Origin of the sequence: Halorubrum sp. SD690R (assembly GCF_005435035.1) — an archaeon.
Classification (GTDB): Archaea; Halobacteriota; Halobacteria; order Halobacteriales; family Haloferacaceae; genus Halorubrum; species Halorubrum ezzemoulense.
Window position 1 is genome coordinate 81606 of sequence record NZ_SGTV01000013.1, and the last position, 18640, is coordinate 100245.

Genomic DNA, 18640 nt, shown 5'->3' on the forward strand with positions numbered 1-18640 from the left:
ATTACAGGATTGATTGGTTGTTCGAACTGCTGGCAGTCGACAGCCCGCTATCGGCGGCTGCCGGGAGATTCGGAACTGCGTCGAGTAACGCACGTGTTCGTCGATGTTCTGGTGCCGACAATAGCTCGTCTACGGGCCCTCTCTCGACGATCGCACCGTCGTCGAGGACGACGATTCGGTCCGCGAGTTGACCGACGGTCCCGAGGTCGTGAGAGACGACGACGGTACTGGTAGCCCCCTCGCGGCTGGCGTGCAACGCTTCGAGCAGCGACACCACCGCTGCGCGCGTCGGTGCATCCAGCGCCGACACTGGTTCGTCCAACAGCAGTATCTCCGGATCGTCTGCGATTGCGCGTGCCAGTGCCGCGCGCTGGGCCTGCCCACCGGACACCGCGTCGGGCCGCGACGCCGCGACGGACTGGGAGAGGTCGACAAGCGAACACAGCTCGGAGACGCGCTCGTCGATACGGTCGTTCGCCCACCCACATCGTGACAGCGGCTCAGCAATCGACCGTCGGAGCGACCACCGCGGGTTCAGGCTCGACTTCGGCTGCTGGAAGACGACACCGACCCGACCCAGCGTCTCGACGTCTCGGGAGGACACTGTCCCGACCGACCGGCCGTCGATTCGCACATCACCGCTCGTCGGTTCGGTCAGGCCAGCGATACACTCGACGACAGTCGATTTCCCGGAGCCACTGGAGCCGACAACGCCCAGTGTTTCACCTTTCCGAACGTCGATTGAGACGTCGTCGAGGGCGGTCAGATACGACCTATCCTTCAGCAGTCGATCCACGATCGCATCGTCGACCGGATAGCGCTTCGTGAGTCCACACACCGAGACAATCGTCTCGTCGGTCGTCGGTCGTGGGCCCGGCGACGCGCCACAGCCGTCCACCGACACTGGCTGCCGGTCCGGGAGCGTGAGCCTTCTCGCTGCACTGACGAGCGATTCGGTGGCGGTGTGGTCGGGCTTCGAAAGTAGCTCCTCTACCGGTCCGCTGTCGACGGTTCGTCCGTCTGCGAGAACGCTGATGTTGTCGCAATGTTCACTTGCAAGCCCGAGGTCGTGCGTGACCAACAACACCCCGAGGTCACGCGTCTCAGAGAGATTTTCGAGCAGCGCAAGTACGCGTGCCTGTGTTGTCGCGTCGAGACCACTCGCCGGTTCATCGGCGACGAGGATATCTGGTTCACCGGCCAGCGCCGTCGCGAGAAACGCACGCTGACATTGCCCGCCACTCAACTCCGACGGGTACGCATCCAGACACGCCTCCGGGTCGTCGATACCGACTTCTTCCAGAAGCGCAATCGCCCGATCACGGTGTCGTGGAAAACTGCGCCGCCGAAAGCGGCGAGAGACGGACTCGAGCAAGGAGCCACCGGTGACTGGGGTACCGCCCGCACGGATTGCTTCTACCAACTGCTCACCGACGGTGTATATAGGATCAAACGCCGTCGTTGGGTCCTGGAACGCGAATCCGACGCGAGAACCGCGGATGGCCCGCCACTCCTCGGTGGAGGCCGTGGTGAGGTCTCGGTCGTCCAGTAGTATCGAGCCAGACTGGATGGTCGCGGGTTCGTGGATGCCGGCGACGGCACGGGAGAGCGTTGACTTTCCAGCCCCGCTCTCGCCGACGAGCGCGACGAGGTCCCCACGTTCGACCGTGAGGTTCGCATCATCGACAGCGGTTTGCTGGCGGCTTCCACTACTGTACGTGATTGTCAGATTGGTGATGTCGAGTCGTGCCATCGTATCAACGTCCCCTTTTTGTTCTTCCGTCTGGGTCGAGGGCGTCGCGGAGCCCATCGCCCAGAAGCGTGAATCCTAGTACTGTTAGCACAATTGCAATTCCAGGAACGTTCACGAGCCACCACGCAGTCTGCAGGTAGTGGCGGCCGGAGGCGATCATGGTCCCCCATTCGGGTGTCGGCGGCTGTGCGCCGAGCCCGAGGAAAGATAGCCCCGCCGTCGCGAGGACGACCGTTCCCACGTCCAGGGCCGCGAGGACGATTGTCGGGCCGAGCACGTTCGGAAGGACGTGCTCAAGGACGACGCGGTGGCGGGGCGTTCCGGACAGACGAGCGGCCGTAACATAGTCACGCTCGCGAACGGACAGTACCTCCGACCGGACGACCCGTGCGTAGGTCCCCCAGCCGACGACCGCCAGTGCGAGCAACACGTTCGTGAGACTGGGGCCAGCGATACCGGCGATGACCAGTGCTAGGACGATGCCGGGAAACGCGAACAGGAGGTCGACGATCCGCATCATGAGTTCGTCGATCCACCCCCCGCTATAACCGGCCACGAGCCCGATACCGACGCCGAGAAGAAACCTGACGGCTGTGACTGTGATAGCGATACCCAGCGAGAACCGCGCTCCGTGGACGACTCGGGCGAACACGTCCCGACCGAGTCGATCGGTTCCGAACGGGTGCGCTGGCGAGGGGGGTTGCAGTCGACTCGTGAGGTCCTGTGCCAGTGGGTCAATCGCGAGCAGTTCCGGACCCAGCAGTGCGACGGCGGTAAGCGTCGTGACGATCAGCGCGCCAGCAGCCGTCTGTGGCTGCCGAAGCGCCCGTCGTAAGCGGCGTGTACGTGAGCGAGGGGACGTCTCGTCACCCCCGCCTGTGGAGAAACTCACGCTGGGTCACCCCCCACGTCGATTCGTGGGTCAATCAGCCCATATGCGAGGTCAGTCACGGTGTTGACCGACACGAACAGGACTCCGGCGAGCAGCGTCACGCCCTGGACGACGGGGTAGTTCCGGTCGAAGATCGCATCCACCAGTAAGGTGCCGAGTCCGGGTCGTTGGAAGACTACTTCGACGACGACGGCGCCGTTGAGGACAAATCCCAACTGGAGGCCGACCACGGTGAGTAATGGTAACAGCGCGTTTCGAAGCGCGTGCTTGCCGACGACGAGCCATTCGCGAAGACCGCGAGTCCGCGCGGCAGTAACGAATTCCGCGCCGAGCGTGTCCTGAAGCGTCGCACGGAGCAACCGAGTCTGGACAGCTGCGAGTCCAGTCCCGAGGGTAATCGAGGGGAGGACGAGATGGGCGAGTGTCCCGCTGCCGTAGACGGGCGTCAGCCCGAGCTTCAAAGAGAATGCAAATATCAGGAGGTAGCCGAGCCAGAAGTTCGGCATCGCGACGCCGAGAAGTGCGATGGTCTGGCTCAGATGGTCGGCGAGTCCCTGTGGGCGGCGGGCACTGAGGATACCCGTCGGGAGAGATACGGCGAGCGACACCGCGAGCCCCCCAGCAGCTAGTTTGACTGTTACCGGGAGTCGATCCAGGAGCAGTTCGCTCACCGACCGCTCGTGGTAGTACGACTGGCCCAAATCCCCCTTCAGGAGGTCACCGAACCAGTGGAGATACTGCCAGTGTATCGGCTCGTCCAAGCCGTGCTTCGAACGGAACGTTTCGATTTGTTCGGTCGTCGGCGCTTGTCCAAGCTGTTTTTGCAGTACTAGCTCTGCCGGATCCCCTGGCGCGATGCCGATGAGGCTGTACGTGACAGCGCTGACCAGCACTAGGGTGACCGCCGTCAGCGTCAACCGGCGGAAGAGATACTGCCAGTGCATCCCCTACTCGTTTGCGAACTCCGTCCACCGAGTCATGTGGGGGACGGCGTGCATCTGTGGGCCGGTCGTGTTCGCACGCTGGCCGAAGACATACTCCTTATAGTATATTGGGACGAGTACGCCCTGTTCCATGACGCGCTGCTGTACCTCGCGGTAAGCCTCGTGTTTCGTTTCCTCGTCCAGTGCCCGGTCACCCGTTTCGATGAGGTCGTCCACATCCGGCCCAAGGTTGTACAGTCCAGTCCCCTCCGACTCGTGGAGTGCAGCGTTATCGCCGCCTTCGGAGTGGAATTGCAGTCGAACGAGGTAGTCCGCGGCCCCGTTGATCGATCCCAGTTCGATCAGGGTGAGGTTCGAGTCGGCTTTCTGCTCTGTCGTGTAGAACGAGCCGCGACCGAACTGGCGGACCGTACTCGAGACGCCGATCTCGGCGAAACGCTCCTGCACCCGTGTCGCGATGAGTTGCATATGCGGTGTGTCGCTACTCACGTGCAGCGCCACGTCTTCACCGTCGTATGCCGATTGCTCAACCAGTTCACGAGCACGCTCTAAGTTCGGTCCGTACGCAGGGAGATCGTCGTGTGCCGACCACGGAATCATCGGCGGGTACGGACCTTTCGCCGGTGCACCGATTCCACTCAGTATGGACTCGATGATGGCCTGCTGGTCGACGGCGTAGTTGAGCGCTCTACGGAGGTCAGCGTCGTCAGTCGGCGAGTTGTAAAGGTTGACCATCGCAGATCCGGCACGTGGCTCACGCTTCGTGCGGACCTGGATATCCTCGTTCGCAGAGAGTAGTTCGTAGTCCTGCCGAGGGATCTCGAACGACGCATCGATGTCGCCGGATTGGAGGCTTGTCGATCGCGTCGTCGGATCGGAGATCCCCTCGAAAGTGAGCTCTTCCAGTTGCGGTTCGTCACCCCAGTAGTCCCTGAAGCGAACAGTCTCTAGTGGGCTGTCTGCGTCAACCGCTTCGGCCTCGAACGGTCCAGTGCCGATAGGGCGCTCGTAACTACTTGGATGTTGGATACCGAACAGCGGATGGCCCAGTGTCCCGGCGAGCGCCCCGAACCGTGCGACGGTCTCGATCTGGAGCGTTCGGTCATCCAGTGCGGTAAAACTCTCATCGGTTACCTTCGCCCACCCGAGCGGCCGGTCCGCGAGCAGCGCCGACAGCGATTGAGCGACGGCGTCCGCAGTGAGGTCCTCCCCGTTGTGGAACGTCACGTCATCACGAAGTCTGAACTCCCATGTCGTGTCATCGACCGTCTCCCACTCCGTTGCGAGCCACGGCTCTATCTCCGAGAAGTTGTGTGATGAGGCCGTCAATGTCTCGTGCATCGGTGAATAATACGGCGCCGCACCACCGTACATCGACCAGTCTCCACTGGTAAGGGATTGGCTCAACGCGACCGTCTTCGAGCCGCCGCCGGTTTCAGCGCCGATTGACTGGCAACCGGCGGTCATCGCTACGGCACCACCTGCGACGCCACCGAGTAACTGGCGTCGTGAAAGCGTCTGTTGCATCGTAATTATCAATCCTAGCTCGAATAGTAATAAGAGTTGTTAATAATGCTCACAGAGTTAATACACTCGCATAGTCTGATCGAGAGTGGCCTCGACCAATGATTCGACTGTTCGTTGTACAGACAACGCAGTAGGAAAAGAAATCGAGGAGAGGATATAGGCAAACGGAGTCAGGTCCTGGGTGGTCGTGCACGGGCGAGGACGTGTCCGTCATGACAGCGGCAGTTACACCGGAAGAAGTCTGCAGCGTAGCCTTTTTCGCGGAACGATCGAGCCACTGCTAGAGCCGATGCGTCACTCTCAACCTCGACATTGACAATCGATTGGTGACCACGGTCGAGGGTCGCCATCGCTTCGGCGGTGTCAAGCCGTTCGGGCTGGAGCGACTCCAACAGTATCGCCTCAGTCGTCCACTCTTCTAACTTTGGAACCGTTTCATCAGATATCGCCGCTGCGAGGGTGTCGTCTTCGTAGAAGTATTCCGCGAGTTCGGGTCCGTCGAGAGCTCTGAGTCTGTCACGGTAGCGCTCCTCGAAGCGATTGACGACGAGAAACACGTCGGAGTCGAGCTGGTCTATCACGCGCTCGTAGGCAGCCACACGGTCCAGCATCGCGGGCGTCACGACGACGAAGACAGTATCGAGTGCGTCACCGGCAGTTTCGAGGGACTCCGTTCCCGGGGAGTGATCGATGACTGTCCAGTGGACGCCTAGCGGGCCGACGTTCGCAGGTGAGGCTGATGGCTGTTCGAAAAACGATGCGGCTTCCCCGACGATTGCGACGTCGGTTCGTTCCGAGAGTCGATTCGCGACCATCGTGGCGACGGTCGTTTTACCAGCCTCTTTGGGTCCAACGAACCCGATTCGCTGACGATCCACGTGGCGAGTTTGATCCTTGAGTGGGGTCTCTGTCGGCGCGGTTTTCGATCCGGAACTCATGGTTGTGCTTGTTCTCTGATGGCGGGGTCGACCGCCCGGCTCTCGGAAATCGTTTTGAGCGCCTCCGTCGCGCCGAGTTGTTTGAGTTCCCCAACAGCGACTCGCCGGAGCGAGCCAGCGATACCGTTGGCCTGCGCGAGTGTACTAAGTTGGTCGACGGCTCCTATCTGTCCCAGGTCACGGACCGCCTCTCGACGCGTCTTATCAGAGGCAGACTTTGCGACGGACTGCTGGAACAGGGTTCGTTTGCCCCGCATGGTTAATCTGCCAACCCCACTTCTTCCGCGTCGTCAGCATCTGTCGCTTCCGTCTGTTCGTCCGCTGCTTCGAGGTCGAACGTCGGGAAACGGTCCTCGAAGGCGCCCCAGTCGGCGGCCATCTCCTCGTCGGTCAGTGTAGCTGCATCGAGATCCGTTCGGAGCGCGCCGTGGTCCATGTCGGTACCGATAAGAACGATTCGGGTTCCTCTGTCACCCCACTCCTCGTCCCACACCTCCTCTAGCTGGGGATTGGCCTCAAGGTAGGCCTCGCGCTCTTCAGTCGGAAGGGCTGCAATCCATCCGCCGGCGGGTGCAATTCGGATAGATTGGCCAGCAGCATCTATCCCGAGTGCCATATCCTCACGCCCCGCGAGCCAGAAGTGGCCCTTCGACCGGACCACATTTGTCGGAAACTCGTCCAGCAACTCGGCGAATCGTTCGGGCTGGAACGGCCGGCGGGATTCGAAAACGAACGAGGTGACGCCGTGTTCCTCCTCGGCAGACTCGTGTGGTTCCTGCAGTTCCTGCATCCAGCCAGCGGACTGACTCGCTGCTTCAAAATCAAACCGACCAGTATCGACGATTGCCTCTGGATCGACGGCGCCGTGTTCGGTTCGGATGATCTCCGCGCGCGGTTGTAGCACCTCGATCATCTCTTCGATCTCGCCGAGCGTCTCCTCGTCGACGAGGTCGCACTTGTTCAACAGCAGGACGTCACAGAACTCGATCTGTTCGACCAAGAGGCTTCCAAGGTCTTTTTCGGTGTCGCCGTCCATCAGCGATTCCTTCGAATCGAACGTCGTCCAGAACTGGTGGGCATCGACCACAGTGACGGTCGTGTCGAGTTCGTAGTAGTCCATCACCTCGATGCCGGTCTCCTCGTAGAACTCCGTGGGGTCGAGGTCTCCCTGGTCGAATCCCATGGTGAGCGTCTGGGCGACGGGCAACGGTTCGGCGACGCCCGTCGATTCGATTACCAGGTAATCGAACTCGCGGGCCTGTGCGAGCTTCGCGAGCGCGTCCAGTAGGTCGCCGCGTAGCTCACAGCAGATACAGCCGTTCGACAGTTCGATCAGGTCCTCGTCGTCCTCCGAGATGTCCGAGTGTTCGGCGACGCGCTCGGCGTCGACGTTCACTTCGCCCATGTCGTTGACGAGGACCGCGACATCCAGGTCCGTTCGCGTGTTCAGGAGGTTGTTCAGCACGGTCGTCTTGCCCGCGCCGAGGTTGCCGCTCAGCACGGTGACGGGAATCGTCTCTCGACTCATCTGTTATTAAGACTATAGCGCATATTATTTATAATTGGCTATCTACTATCCTATGTTGTTAACAGTGACATCCGAAGAAGCCCGTAAACACGAGTCGCTCGACGTAGCGATTGTCGGGGCAGGTGCCGCAGGCGTCGGTGTTGGGGCCGTCCTCGCGGATCTGGGTCTCGACTCCTACGCCATCCTCGACCGAGGCGAAGTCGGGGCGTCGTTCCAACAGTGGCCAGAAGAGATGCGCCTCATTACGCCATCGTTTCCCAGCAACAGCTTCGGCTGCCGCGACCTCAACGCCGTCACCACTGACACCTCACCCGCATTTGCGCTCGACCGTGAACACCCGACCGGCGGAGAGTACGCCGAATATCTCCAAGGAGTCGTCGATTTTTACGACTTACCCGCCCGAACCGGTGTAGACGTGGAGTCGGTACAACGACACGACGACGGATTCATACTCCACACGTCCACTGGCGTCATCCAGAGTCGATTCGTCATCTGGGCGGCCGGGCAGTTCGGGCAACCGAACGACGATCCGTTCCCCGGCGCGAATCACTGCGTCCACAACTCCCGAGTCGAGTCCTGGAGTACGTTCGCCGACGAGTGTGTCGAGGACCCCATCGTCGTCGTCGGCGGGTACGAGAGTGGTATCGACGCGGCACTCGCACTCGCTGACTTGGGTCACGAAGTGCTCGTCGTCGACGAGGAAGGGCCGTGGCAGTTCCGAGGACCGGACCCGAGCGAAGTCCTCTCCCCATACACGAGCCAGCGACTGCGGGAGGCACTCGAACACGACGCACCGATCGCCCTCGAAGACGGAATTCGAGTCGAGCGCGTCGACGTCGAGGAGGGGACGTTCGACGTAATCGGGACCGACGGCGCGTCGTTAACGACACGGAATCAGCCAGTGCTCGCGACTGGATTCGAGAGTGGACTCGGCATCGTCGACGAGCACTTCGAGTTCGAAAGTGGCCAGCCCCGACTGACCGACCAAGACGAGTCGACCATCAGTCCCGGCCTGTTTCTCGCCGGTCCACAGGTCGCGCACAACGGCCAGCAGTTCTGCTTCATCTACAAGTTCAGACAGCGCTTCGCTGTCGTGGCCGACGAAATCGCTACCAGACTCGACGTCGACCGAACTGTCCTCGACGAGTACCGTGAGAAGAACATGTTCCTCGAGGACTTGTCCTGCTGCGAACCCGACATGTGCGACTGCTAATCATGACACGAGATACTCCGCAGAAAGACAGTGGAACTGAGCAGTCGAACGATTCGAGAGACGACGACCGACACGTCTGCCGGGTGACGGGGCGCGAAGAGGGCCTCGTCGGGAAGTACGATATCTGGCTCTGCCGGCAGTCGTTCCGCGAACTGGCTCCGAAGATGGGGTTCAAAAAATATGACTGACGCACGGAGCGTCACTGACAACATCCCATCGACCGAGAACATCGGGAAGGAAACAGTCGTGGTCGTCGGTAAGGAGAGCGTCGGGAAATCGGAACTCGTCGCTGGCCTCTCCGGGACGACGCCGACGACTGGGAACTTCCGAGGAACGACCGTCGACATCGAGCGATACGAGTCCGAAGAGTACGTCTTCGTCGACACACCCGGCATCCTGCTCGGGACGGACACCGAGACCACTCGGACGGCGATCAGCGCCGTCGAAGAGACCGAGACCGTATTACTCGTCGTTCGCGCGACGAACATCGACGACGATCTCGAAGACCTGCTGCCGCTGGTGCAGGGAAAGGTCGGCGCCATCGCGGTCACGTTCTGGGACAAAGTGGAGAACCCGACCGAAGCACACGCTGAACTGAACGCGCTCGCCGACGATCTCGGCGTTCCGCTCGCTCCAGTGGACGCACGAAACGTCTCCCGCGTCGCAACCGACGGCGGCGGCGGCACTGCAATCGACGGAACCGACCACAAGCAGTTCATCAACGCGCTCCGCGACGCCGATGAGTTCCCGGGACGGGTTCACCGACAGACAGGGATTCATCTCGACCCGCCGGAGACGATTATCGAACATCCGCTTCTCGGCCCGTTCGTCAGTATCGTCTTGCTCCTGTTGCCAGCCGCGGTCGCAGTCCACTTCGCAAACGCTGTGGCTGCCGAACTCTCTCCCCGAGTGAGTTCCCTCTTGGAACCCGCAGTCCAGTGGGCCAACGATCTTCCAGGGCCGCTCGCTACAGTTTTGGGTGGGGACTACGGCCTGCTCTCGATGGGGCCGTTCCTGTTCGTCTGGGCTGGCCCGACAATTCTCATCTTTGCGGTCTTCATGGCCGTCTACAAGAAGAGTGGGCTCGTTACGCGAATCACGGCGTCACTCCATCCACACCTTCGGCGCGTGGGTCTCACCGGCCGAGATCTCGTTCGAGTGGTCATGGGATTCGGTTGTAACGTCCCGGCGGTCACCAGCACTCGAGGCTGCTCGGACTGTACGCGTCGGGCGACAGTCTCGGCGATTGGGTTTGGCTCGGCCTGCTCGTACCAGTTCCCAGCGACGCTCGCTGTGTTCGCAGCCGTCGAGATGCCATGGCTCGTTCTCCCGTACGTCGGGATTCTCACAGTCACGACACTCGTCTATGCACGCCTGATCGCACCCGAGCGTGCGCGAACAGCGTCACTCGCCACCGAAAACCGTGCGTTCCTCCAGTGGCCGACCTGGCAGTCCGTGTGGCGAGAGACCAGAACCGTAATTCGGAGTTTCTTCCTGAAGGCGCTCCCGGTCTTCGCCGGGATCGTCCTCGTCGCATCACTGTTAGACTACTTTGGAGTCCTGGATGTGATGGGCGAGGCTCTCGTACCAGTGATGGGACTGTTTAACCTTCCCGGAGAGACCGCACTCGTCGTCGTGATGGGGTCGATCCGCAAGGACGGGCTGCTCCTGTTACAGTCGGATGGCCTCAGCGCGACACTCTCCGCGATGACTCCCGTGCAGGTACTGACCGCCGTCTACTTGGCCGGCGTACTACTTCCGTGTATGGTAACGGCGATTACGGTCGCAAAGGAGCTCTCCCCGAGGTACGCCGGGCGGATGCTGCTCCGGCAGGCAGCAGCTGCCATCGGTTTTTCGCTACTCATCGGATGGGGTGGTGCCGTTCTCTTCTAATCGATGACCACCGACACCATGACGCTCGCGTTCGAGCTTGCGGCGCTTCGGCAGGTTCGTGAGCCACAGGCGGTTGTCGTCGATGCACGCCGATGGGCACAGAATGTCGGTCTCGTCTCGACCGATTCCTGCGCCGCTCACGCCTTTAGTGCCAAGCATCTCATTCGTCGAGACTTTCAGGTGGCGCCGACCACCTCGAACTTCCAGCACCTCTCGAGCCGGGTCGCGACCGAGAGACATGTTCTGGTCGGAGAGGCTCCTGACCGTCCAGATGACCTTCCTCAACACCATTGGGAGTATCTCGCTCTGGCGGACGCTGCGAGTGCTGCCAGCTGGGAACTCGACAACAATGAGACTGCGTCACGGAAGCAGGTGACCTCTTGGTTGGCTCGTGTATTCAGGAGTAACGGGTGAGAGATACCGTTAGGAGAGGGCCTCAAGCGTAGAGATAGCCGAGTATCAAATATTTATCATTCGGATCTATCGCAGAATCACAACCTCGGAGGATTGATAATCGATTGGTGACATACGACACGAATTAATACTAATTTGACCTGGAACTGGCTTATCCTCCGAAACTGTGGGGAGAAAGAGGCCCAACAGAAGTTGAGACTGGGACTCTCAATACATATGTGTTTAGCCCACACCATCTCGAACGTTGTTTTCACCTTCGGGAACTTCACCGACGTATCGACTTTCTACCGCACCGATTCTGATTCAGATCGGTGATGGTACTGCTGTACCCAAGGTTCAACTTGATTCCAGAGTTTCGAGGGAGTTGCCGAGAGAAACATATTAGTGCTCTCTTGTATAAGCCACTGCTAATATGGTGGGAGATGCGATCACTGACGGAACCACGGAAGAAACGGAGACCTGCTGTACACCGCTCGAAGATGTCGACTCGGATGCGATGGCGACAGACCTCCAAGTACTGACCGCGATGGGGAATGACACACGATACGAACTGCTTCGCCGAATTTCGAACGCCGATGACGGTGTCTGCGTCTGCGACCTCGAAGCCGCGGTCGGTGTTAGTCAGAGCGCCGTCAGCCAAGCGCTCTCGCGATTGTACACCGCAGGACTTGTCACGCGCCGCAAAGAGGGATCCTGGCGCTACTACGAACCGACTGAAACGACCGCGGCCCTTCTCGAAACCCTCGACGATCTGCGGGGTTCCCATGAGTAACGATACTAATACGGTGGCCGGTGACCGCGACCCCGAAGAGACCCGCAAGATGGTGCGCGAACGCTACGAAACTATCGCTTCGGACAGTCAAAACTGCTGTGGCGACGCCGGCATCGATACCACCGGCGACGGTGGATGCTGTGACAGCACCGAAGGAGCGTCCGGGAGCGAACGCCTTGGCTATGACGCCGACGATGTCGCGTCTGTCGCCGAGGGCGCAGACCTTGGCCTTGGGTGTGGAAATCCGAAGGCGTTCGCCGAGATGATGCCCGGCGAGACAGTGCTCGACCTCGGCTCCGGTGCGGGCTTCGACTGCTTCCTCGCCGCACGGGAGGTCGGTTCGGACGGAACCGTCATCGGTGTGGACATGACACCGGATATGGTCTCGAAAGCGAGGGAGAACGTCGTGAAAAACGACGCCGACAACGTCGAGTTTCGCCTCGGCGAGATCAGCCACCTCCCCGTCGCCGACGCGACCGTCAACGTCGTTATCTCGAACTGCGTCGTCAACCTCGCTCCCGAAAAACAGCTTGTGTTCGACGACGCCTTCCGCGTCCTCAAGGCCGGCGGGCGCGTCGCCATCTCGGACGTCGTCCAAACCGCGCCGTTCCCCGACGACGTCAAGATGGATCCGGACTCGCTAACCGGCTGCGTCGCCGGTGCGTCGACCATCGAGAATCTCGAAACGATGCTCGATAGCGCCGGCTTCGAAGCGATCGAGATCGCGCCGAAGGCCGAGAGCACCGAGTTCATCAGCGATTGGGACGCCGATCGCGATCTCGGTGAATATCTCGTCTCGGCCACTATCGAGGCTCGGAAGCCGCTACAGAACCCCTAAATCACCGACAGGCTTGTCCAGAGGAGAATTTTGCGATTGGAGGGACGAACGAATCCACTGATTACGTCTATGCTACGGTTCGTCCGGATAGAACTCGTCGAACAGCGCCTTGACGCGTTGCTCTATGTCGTCACGAATCTCGCGGACAGTGCCAAGGTCTTGCCCGTGCGGATCGTCTAACGCCCAGTCTCGAACGTCGACGTTCTCGGCGTCCAGTTCTAGCGTCGAACAGCCCATAGTGGCGACGACATCACATGATTCGAGCTCAGTCGTTGAGACTTCTCGGGGGACTCGATCCGAGAGATCGATCTCGTGATCTTGCATGACCGCCACGACCTCGTCGTGGACGCTATCGGCGGGGTGAGTGCCACCGGTAATGATCTCAACACTGTCTTCGAGTCCACGACGGTCACGCTCGCGTTCGGCGAACGCTGTTGCCATCTGACTGCGACCAGCATTTTGTACACAAACGAATCCTAGAGTAACCGGCAAATCATCACTCATAAACAACAGAATCGATGCGGTCGACTTGAGCACTTATATGTGATGTATATACGTCTCAATAGCTCAAAACGGGTCTGAGAGTACTTCTCAGATAGCCTATCAAGAGCCGCTGTGCCTGAAGTAACAGCTATACCGATCCCACTCGCTTGTGGAGGTGTGACTGAATCCGATGAGCGGACGGGCCACCAGATCGCGTTCGTGTGCGTCCAAAACGCAGGACGGAGCCAAATGGCGGCGGCGTTCGCTGAGCGCGAGCGCGACCGTCGCGGTGTGGGCAATCAGCTTACGATCGTTACCGGTGGCACACAGCCCGCGGACCACGTCCACGAGATTGTCGTCGAAGCAATGGGAGAGCGAGACATCGATCTCAGCGACCGAATGCCGCGAGAGGTGACGCCAGACGAGCTACAGGCGGTCGATCTCGTCGTCACGATGGGGTGTTCGGCATCGGACGTGTGCCCGGCAACGTGGAACGGTGAGAATCGCGATTGGGGGCTCGACGATCCCCACGAGCGCCCGATCGAGCAGGTTCGTGAGATTCGTGACGAGATCGAAGAACGTGTCGTCTCGCTGTTCGACGAACTCCTGTCGCAAACTCCGTCCGCGGAGTGACAATTGGCAGGGTCGTCAGCCGGAATGACCCCTGTCGACCTCCGCTAACAGCAGCCGTCGTCGTCGGCGCCGCAGACGCTCCCGTAGTCGACACCGGTCTCGTCGCCGATCGCCTCGTTACACTGCATCACCATCGTGGTGAACGCGAACTCCGAGGAAGACTCTTTCGCCGTCGCGAGCTCTTCGCCGAGCGCCTCGGCGGCCGCAACGACCGCTTCGTCAGTCACTTCGGACTCGCTGGCGTCCTGACCGGAAGCGCTCAACAGCACCCACCTCCGGTGGATCGCGCGAACTCCTCGCCGATCTCGTCGCTGATGGTGTCGTTCGTCCGCTGAAGCAGTTCTATCAGATCGGCCTGTGCGGCCTGCTGACGCTGGATCGTCTCGTTGTTCGACATCTCGGTCTGGAGCTGCTTCAGCTCGGCCATCACCGATTCGTCGAAGCCGCCGCGTTGCATCTGCTGTTGCTTCTGCTGGTACTCGCGGAGCAGCGCCATCGCGTCGTCATCATCCTGTAACGCCTCGTCGGCCGCGACGAACTGCTGATACGTCTCAGACTCGCCGAGCGTGTCGAGGAACTCGTGGAGGGCCGCCTCGACGTTGGCTTCTACGTCTTCCTCATCGGGTACGCCCACGCTGTCCTCGGCCGCACCTTCCACGTCCTGTGCGTCGCTCACGAGGGCGTCACCTCCGGTGCGTCCGCTCCGACAACGTCTGCGAGTCCGGTAATCTCCTCACCGAAGGCGCTGAGTTCGTCGAGCCCGATCGGTTCGTCCTGCCGGAGCGGCGCCAACATCAACGGCGCGTCGAACCGGTCACGGATCTCGTCGAGATACTGCGCCTGCTGAGCGCGCCGATTCGCGAAGAAGGCGTTGTCGCCGTACTCCTCAGGCAGGAGGTAGTTGGCGACGACTAGCGAGGTCTCGATGCCGACCTGATCTTTGAGGTCCGCGGCGGCCCGGTAGGCTTCCATCATAGGTGTGTACTCGGGGTACATCACGAACGCGAACGTGCTCCGTTCGGGGTCTTTCATCGTCTCGATGACCTCGTCGTACTGGTCGCCTTTGGCGGGGGCAGCCCCCTTCGTCAGCGAGCCGAGGTCCATGAACCCCTTCCAGTCGGAGGGAAGTTCGAGCAAGCGAAGGGTGTGGCCTGTCGGCGCCGTGTCGAAGACGACCACGTCGTAGCCGTCCTCGTCAAAGTAGCTCACGAACTTTTCGAGCGCGGCCATCTCCTCGGCACAGGGCGATTCCAGTTCCTCTTCGACGTTCGCGATCGCGGCGTCGACGTCGATCTGCGTGTCCTCTTTGTCCTCGTACATCTCGGTGACGTGGTCGAGGACTTGCTCGCGGTACTCCGCAAGCGCTTTTTCTTGGTCGATTCGCGCCGCGTCGAGGTTCTCCTGGCCGACCGAGGTGGGTTCGTGGCCCACGGGCTCACCGAAGATGTCCTCTAGGTGCGCGGCCGGATCGGTCGTGACGACAAGCGTCTCGTGGCCCGCCTCAGCGAGTTTCGTCGCTGCCGTCGAGGCGACCGTGCTCTTGCCGACGCCGCCCTTCCCGGTGAAAAAGAGGTACTGCGTCTCCTCGCCCGGTGTGAGCTGGTCGACAACCGCGTCAGCGTCCGCCATCGATTCGAAGTCGACCGCGCCGTCAGCGTCCACGTCGGTCGCGGTCCCGACGTCGACGGTCGCCTCCGTGCCGTCGTAGAGGACACCGCCCACGTCAGCGAGCAGGTCGAGGCCGGCTATCTCGCCGGGCTGGAGCGGGTACGTCGCCGTCGCGTCCGCGTCGAACTCCTCTCGGGCGCGCTCGATGACGGCCTGCTCGTCCGCGCGTTTCCCCTCGAAGAAGGGGTCCTCGCACACCGACTCCGGGAGATAGCCGTTGAGGATCAACAGCGGCGACTCGATCCCGAGGTCGCCGAGGTCGCTCGCGCTGCGTTCGATCTCGTCGATCGAGGAGTCCTCCGGCTTGCCGACGAAGGCAAAGGAAGTGCGCTCGTCGTCCTGGAGCGTGTCGATCGCGCGCTCGTAATCCTGTTTTTTGTCCTCCATCGAGGCCGCCGGCCCGATACAGGTCGAGCCGCCCTTCTCGAGTTCGGCGTTCCAGTCGGAGGGGAGTTCCATCAGCCGGATGGTGTGACCCGTCGGCGCCGTGTCGAAGACGACGACGTCGTACTCAGGGCTGTCCATGAAGTCGACGAAGTTGTCGAAGGCGGCGATCTCCTCGACGCAGGGACTGTTGAGCTGCTCTTCGACCGTCTGGATCTCCTCTTCACCGAGCAGTTCGCGCATCGGCTCGATCGTCTCTTGGCGGTACTCCTCGGCGGCAGTGTCCGGGTCGATCTCGATTGCCGAGAGGTTCTCGATCCCGTCGATTGCGGTGACCTCGTGGCCGATCGACTGCCCGAAGATGTCCGAGAGGTTCGGGGCAGGGTCGGTGGTCACCAAGAGCGTCTCGTAGTCGTTGTCGGCGAGCCACGTCGCGGTCGCACAGCTCACCGTGCTCTTGCCGACGCCGCCCTTCCCGCTGAAGAAAACGAACTCGGTTTCGTCGCTACTCGGTTCGACGACCTCACGCGCGCTCGTCGATGTCGACTGTGATTGTGCCATTTATTAGGCCTCCTGTGGCGCGGCGTTGCCGTCGATGGCCGCAGTCAGTTCGTCGTACGAGAGGTACTCGCCCTCGGCGACGATCTCGTCGTCGACGACCGTGATCGGGAGGATCGACGGACCGTCCTCCTGAACGCGGTCGTAGATCCGCTGCGTTTCGAGGAACTGGTCGATGTTGTGCTGCATATTCGCCCGGTTGACTTCGAGCTCATCGAACGCGTCTTCGAGCTGGTCAAGCGCCGCGCTGACCTCGACGAGTTCGTCGTCGGGGTCGGGACCGCAGACGCCGGTGGAGCAACACATCGCTTCTTCGTACAGGGTGAGTTCGGTCATGATTGAGTCGGACCGCGGTCGTACGTCTGATGTATCGTTCACAGCAGGACACGTTTGTTTGTCCTCTCTGTGGCCGATTCATTTGAACAAACTCTCATACAATTATAAGCTCTTCGGTCGGATCTCTCCACATCGGTCGCATAGTTATTTCATCTTGAACGGCCGAGACCCCCCGATCACCCGATAAATCCGTTGGTGGCCCACGATCCTGGGTCGTCGACACACGTCGTGGTTCGACACTTCGACGCCGGGGCACTCACGAGGACGAGCGCACTTTCGACATCACCGTTCTGGATCTGCCGCGTCGCAGTCGGCGGAATCCAAACCGCGTCGCCGGCTTCGAGTTCGACGGATTTATCGTCGATAACGACGGTAGCTTCACCCTCTAAGAGGACGTATATCTCCTCGTGATCCTCCGCGGCGTGGTCGTGCGACTTATTCCGCCATCCGGGTTCACAGCGCGCGATTGACACGCCGACCTGCTCGCTATCGAGCGAGTCAGTAAGCGGCCGCATCGCGCCCGAGGTGGTCTCGATGTCGGTGTAATTGACCCGTTTGTAGGAACCGGTCACGGCGAACACCCTGTAGCGGCGCATTCGGCCGTATCGTTGCTCAAGCCTGCCGAGATGGTCGTTGTCGACCACCAGACACCCACCACAAGTCTCGTCTCTTTCACACGAGACAATATTTGAGAGATTACTATATTGTTTTCGCTGTCCAGCTATCATTTGAGACGGCGCTCCGCAACGTTTAATCCCGGCTTGGTTCAATTGTTTGTATGTCATCTACCGAGCGTTTACAGCGGTACGTCGCCGACGAGTGTGGCTCCTGTACGGATGAAGACCTCGCCGACCGGTTAGCGGAGCTAGAAGAACTGAACGAGAGCGTCGGCGGGTCGGATCTGGAGACCGATATTGAGCTACTGTCGGCGCTCGGCAACGAGACCCGATACAAGATCGTTCGGATGCTCCACGCTGCTGACGATGAGGAGCTGTGCGTCTGCGAACTCTCGCCGCTCTTGGACGTGAGCGACAGCGCGATCAGCCACGCCCTCTCGCAGCTCACCGACGCTGGCCTCGTCACGCGCCGAAAGGAAGGCAAGTGGCGGATGTATCGCGCCACGCCGCGCGCAAACGCGGTCCTCGTTGCGCTCGACGGGTCGCGGTTGTTGTAAGAAAGATCCCGGCTCAGAGGAGGCCGGCGAAGACGGTGTTGAACAGCACACCGACGGTGATCCCGATCGTCACGACCGTCGTCGCGTAGATCGCGAGCAGCCGGCGTTCGAACAGCTTGTTCAGGAGGATCAGGTTCGGGATGCTGATCCCCGCCCCGCCGATGACGAACGCGATCACCGTTCCGATCGGGATCCCCGCCTCAGTGAGCGAGTGTGCGATCGGCAGCATTCCGCTGATGCTCACGTAGATCGGCGCGCCGGCGAGCGCGGCGATCGGCGTCGCGAGCGGGTTGCCCGGCCCGGCGATCCGCTGGAGAAACTCTGCCGGCACGGCGCCGTGGATCAGCGCCCCGATCGCGATCCCGACCGCGATGTATGGGAGCGTGTCGCGGAAGAAGGAGAGCGGACCCTCCCCCGCGGCGATCACGCGCTCCTTGTGGCTTCTGTTCGTCGCCGTTGTCCCGCACTCGCTACACCCGCCGGCGTCGGCCGGATTTGAGGTGTCCGAGGGAGTCGCTCCGCCGTCGGTCGCAATCTCGCGACCGCCTGCGGTGATCCGGACGTCCGGCTCTGTTGACTCGATGGAAACGCTGCTACCCTAGCAGAGCGTGAAACAAGATATGGGGCGCAAGAGACCGACCTGGATTTCGTGCCACAGAGCACGTTCTGTTGACTGGTCCGTGTGCGAAAGA

The 18640-nt window shown here is 61.0% G+C and carries 20 protein-coding genes and 1 pseudogene; 7 read left to right on the forward strand and 14 right to left on the reverse strand.

Features of this window, described 5'->3' with window-relative positions; translation table 11 throughout:
• Position 1 precedes the first annotated feature (1 nt).
• From EXE41_RS09945 to EXE41_RS09970, 6 genes are all read right to left on the reverse strand, one after another.
• Positions 2-1753 (reverse strand): ABC transporter ATP-binding protein, encoded by a 1752-nt coding sequence (locus EXE41_RS09945; RefSeq protein WP_158294407.1) that lies wholly within the window; start codon positions 1751-1753, stop codon positions 2-4.
• A gap of 4 nt (positions 1754-1757) precedes the next feature.
• Positions 1758-2645: a nickel transporter permease gene (gene nikC / locus EXE41_RS09950; protein ID WP_137690900.1), complete on the reverse strand. Its 888-nt coding sequence runs from the start codon at positions 2643-2645 to the stop codon at positions 1758-1760.
• Positions 2642-3589 carry a nickel ABC transporter permease gene (gene nikB / locus EXE41_RS09955; protein ID WP_137690901.1) on the reverse strand — a complete coding sequence of 316 codons (948 nt, stop codon included), beginning with the start codon at positions 3587-3589 and terminating at the stop codon, positions 2642-2644. The genes nikC and nikB overlap by 4 nt, the downstream gene beginning before the upstream one ends.
• A gap of 3 nt (positions 3590-3592) precedes the next feature.
• The gene (locus EXE41_RS09960; protein ID WP_137690902.1) at positions 3593-5116 is read right to left on the reverse strand and encodes an ABC transporter substrate-binding protein; all 1524 of its coding nucleotides are present in this window, start codon (positions 5114-5116) and stop codon (positions 3593-3595) included.
• Positions 5117-5286: 170 nt separating this feature from the next.
• Entirely contained in the window at positions 5287-6054 is a 768-nt protein-coding gene (locus EXE41_RS09965; RefSeq protein WP_199240866.1) for a hypothetical protein, read from the reverse strand.
• Between the two features lie 259 nt (positions 6055-6313).
• A complete protein-coding gene (locus tag EXE41_RS09970) occupies positions 6314-7582 on the reverse strand; it encodes a GTP-binding protein (RefSeq protein ID WP_137690903.1) in 1269 nt (422 codons plus the stop codon).
• 52 nt (positions 7583-7634) lie between these two features.
• Here EXE41_RS09970 and EXE41_RS09975 point away from each other — a divergent pair, with 52 nt between their 5' ends.
• Genes EXE41_RS09975 through EXE41_RS09985 form a run of 3 tightly spaced genes read left to right on the forward strand, consistent with a single transcriptional unit; the run spans position 7635 to position 10688 of the window.
• Positions 7635-8795: an NAD(P)/FAD-dependent oxidoreductase gene (locus EXE41_RS09975; RefSeq protein ID WP_199240867.1), complete on the forward strand. Its 1161-nt coding sequence runs from the start codon at positions 7635-7637 to the stop codon at positions 8793-8795.
• Positions 8796-8797: 2 nt separating this feature from the next.
• Positions 8798-8983, forward strand: a complete 186-nt coding sequence (locus EXE41_RS09980; protein ID WP_137690905.1) for a 30S ribosomal protein S14 — start codon at positions 8798-8800, stop codon at positions 8981-8983.
• Complete coding sequence (locus tag EXE41_RS09985; protein WP_137690906.1) at positions 8976-10688, forward strand: nucleoside recognition domain-containing protein; 1713 nt, start codon at positions 8976-8978, stop codon at positions 10686-10688. Before EXE41_RS09980 ends, EXE41_RS09985 begins: the two co-directional genes overlap by 8 nt.
• Here the strand turns inward: EXE41_RS09985 and EXE41_RS19075 are convergent.
• On the reverse strand, positions 10653-10979 hold the full coding sequence (locus EXE41_RS19075; protein ID WP_158294408.1) for a hypothetical protein: 327 nt from the start codon (positions 10977-10979) through the stop codon (positions 10653-10655). The genes EXE41_RS09985 and EXE41_RS19075 overlap by 36 nt on opposite strands.
• 535 nt (positions 10980-11514) lie before the next feature.
• Between EXE41_RS19075 and EXE41_RS09995 the strand changes: the two genes are divergently transcribed.
• Both EXE41_RS09995 and EXE41_RS10000 read left to right on the forward strand, forming a co-directional pair.
• Positions 11515-11874, forward strand: a complete 360-nt coding sequence (locus EXE41_RS09995) for a helix-turn-helix transcriptional regulator (protein ID WP_137690908.1) — start codon at positions 11515-11517, stop codon at positions 11872-11874.
• Positions 11867-12712 (forward strand): arsenite methyltransferase, encoded by an 846-nt coding sequence (locus EXE41_RS10000; RefSeq protein ID WP_137690909.1) that lies wholly within the window; start codon positions 11867-11869, stop codon positions 12710-12712. Before EXE41_RS09995 ends, EXE41_RS10000 begins: the two co-directional genes overlap by 8 nt.
• Before the next feature lie 72 nt (positions 12713-12784).
• Here EXE41_RS10000 and EXE41_RS10005 read toward each other — a convergent pair whose 3' ends face one another.
• The gene (locus EXE41_RS10005) at positions 12785-13216 is read right to left on the reverse strand and encodes a low molecular weight phosphatase family protein (protein WP_137690910.1); all 432 of its coding nucleotides are present in this window, start codon (positions 13214-13216) and stop codon (positions 12785-12787) included.
• A gap of 198 nt (positions 13217-13414) precedes the next feature.
• Here EXE41_RS10005 and EXE41_RS10010 point away from each other — a divergent pair, with 198 nt between their 5' ends.
• Complete coding sequence (locus tag EXE41_RS10010) at positions 13415-13828, forward strand: low molecular weight phosphatase family protein (protein ID WP_394348109.1); 414 nt, start codon at positions 13415-13417, stop codon at positions 13826-13828.
• 44 nt (positions 13829-13872) lie between these two features.
• Here the strand turns inward: EXE41_RS10010 and hcsS are convergent, their stop codons facing one another.
• The 5 genes from hcsS to EXE41_RS10035 all read right to left on the reverse strand — a co-directional run bounded on the left by hcsS (position 13873) and on the right by EXE41_RS10035 (position 17370).
• Positions 13873-14097: a halo-CC-star protein HcsS gene (hcsS, locus tag EXE41_RS10015; RefSeq protein WP_137690912.1), complete on the reverse strand. Its 225-nt coding sequence runs from the start codon at positions 14095-14097 to the stop codon at positions 13873-13875.
• On the reverse strand, positions 14088-14504 hold the full coding sequence (gene hcsL / locus EXE41_RS10020) for a halo-CC-star protein HcsL (protein ID WP_128906789.1): 417 nt from the start codon (positions 14502-14504) through the stop codon (positions 14088-14090). The genes hcsS and hcsL overlap by 10 nt, the downstream gene beginning before the upstream one ends.
• The gene (gene arsA, locus EXE41_RS10025) at positions 14501-16441 is read right to left on the reverse strand and encodes an arsenical pump-driving ATPase (RefSeq protein ID WP_137690913.1); all 1941 of its coding nucleotides are present in this window, start codon (positions 16439-16441) and stop codon (positions 14501-14503) included. The genes hcsL and arsA overlap by 4 nt, the downstream gene beginning before the upstream one ends.
• A gap of 3 nt (positions 16442-16444) precedes the next feature.
• Positions 16445-16774: an arsenite efflux transporter metallochaperone ArsD gene (gene arsD, locus EXE41_RS10030; protein WP_094519407.1), complete on the reverse strand. Its 330-nt coding sequence runs from the start codon at positions 16772-16774 to the stop codon at positions 16445-16447.
• A 176-nt stretch (positions 16775-16950) separates the two neighbouring features.
• Entirely contained in the window at positions 16951-17370 is a 420-nt protein-coding gene (locus EXE41_RS10035) for a cupin domain-containing protein (RefSeq protein WP_137690921.1), read from the reverse strand.
• A 182-nt stretch (positions 17371-17552) separates the two neighbouring features.
• Between EXE41_RS10035 and EXE41_RS10040 the strand changes: the two genes are divergently transcribed.
• On the forward strand, positions 17553-17948 hold the full coding sequence (locus EXE41_RS10040) for a metalloregulator ArsR/SmtB family transcription factor (protein WP_137690914.1): 396 nt from the start codon (positions 17553-17555) through the stop codon (positions 17946-17948).
• Between the two features lie 13 nt (positions 17949-17961).
• Here the strand turns inward: EXE41_RS10040 and EXE41_RS10045 are convergent.
• A pseudogene (locus tag EXE41_RS10045) lies at positions 17962-18513 on the reverse strand (permease); the annotation flags it as partial.
• Positions 18514-18640 lie beyond the last annotated feature (127 nt).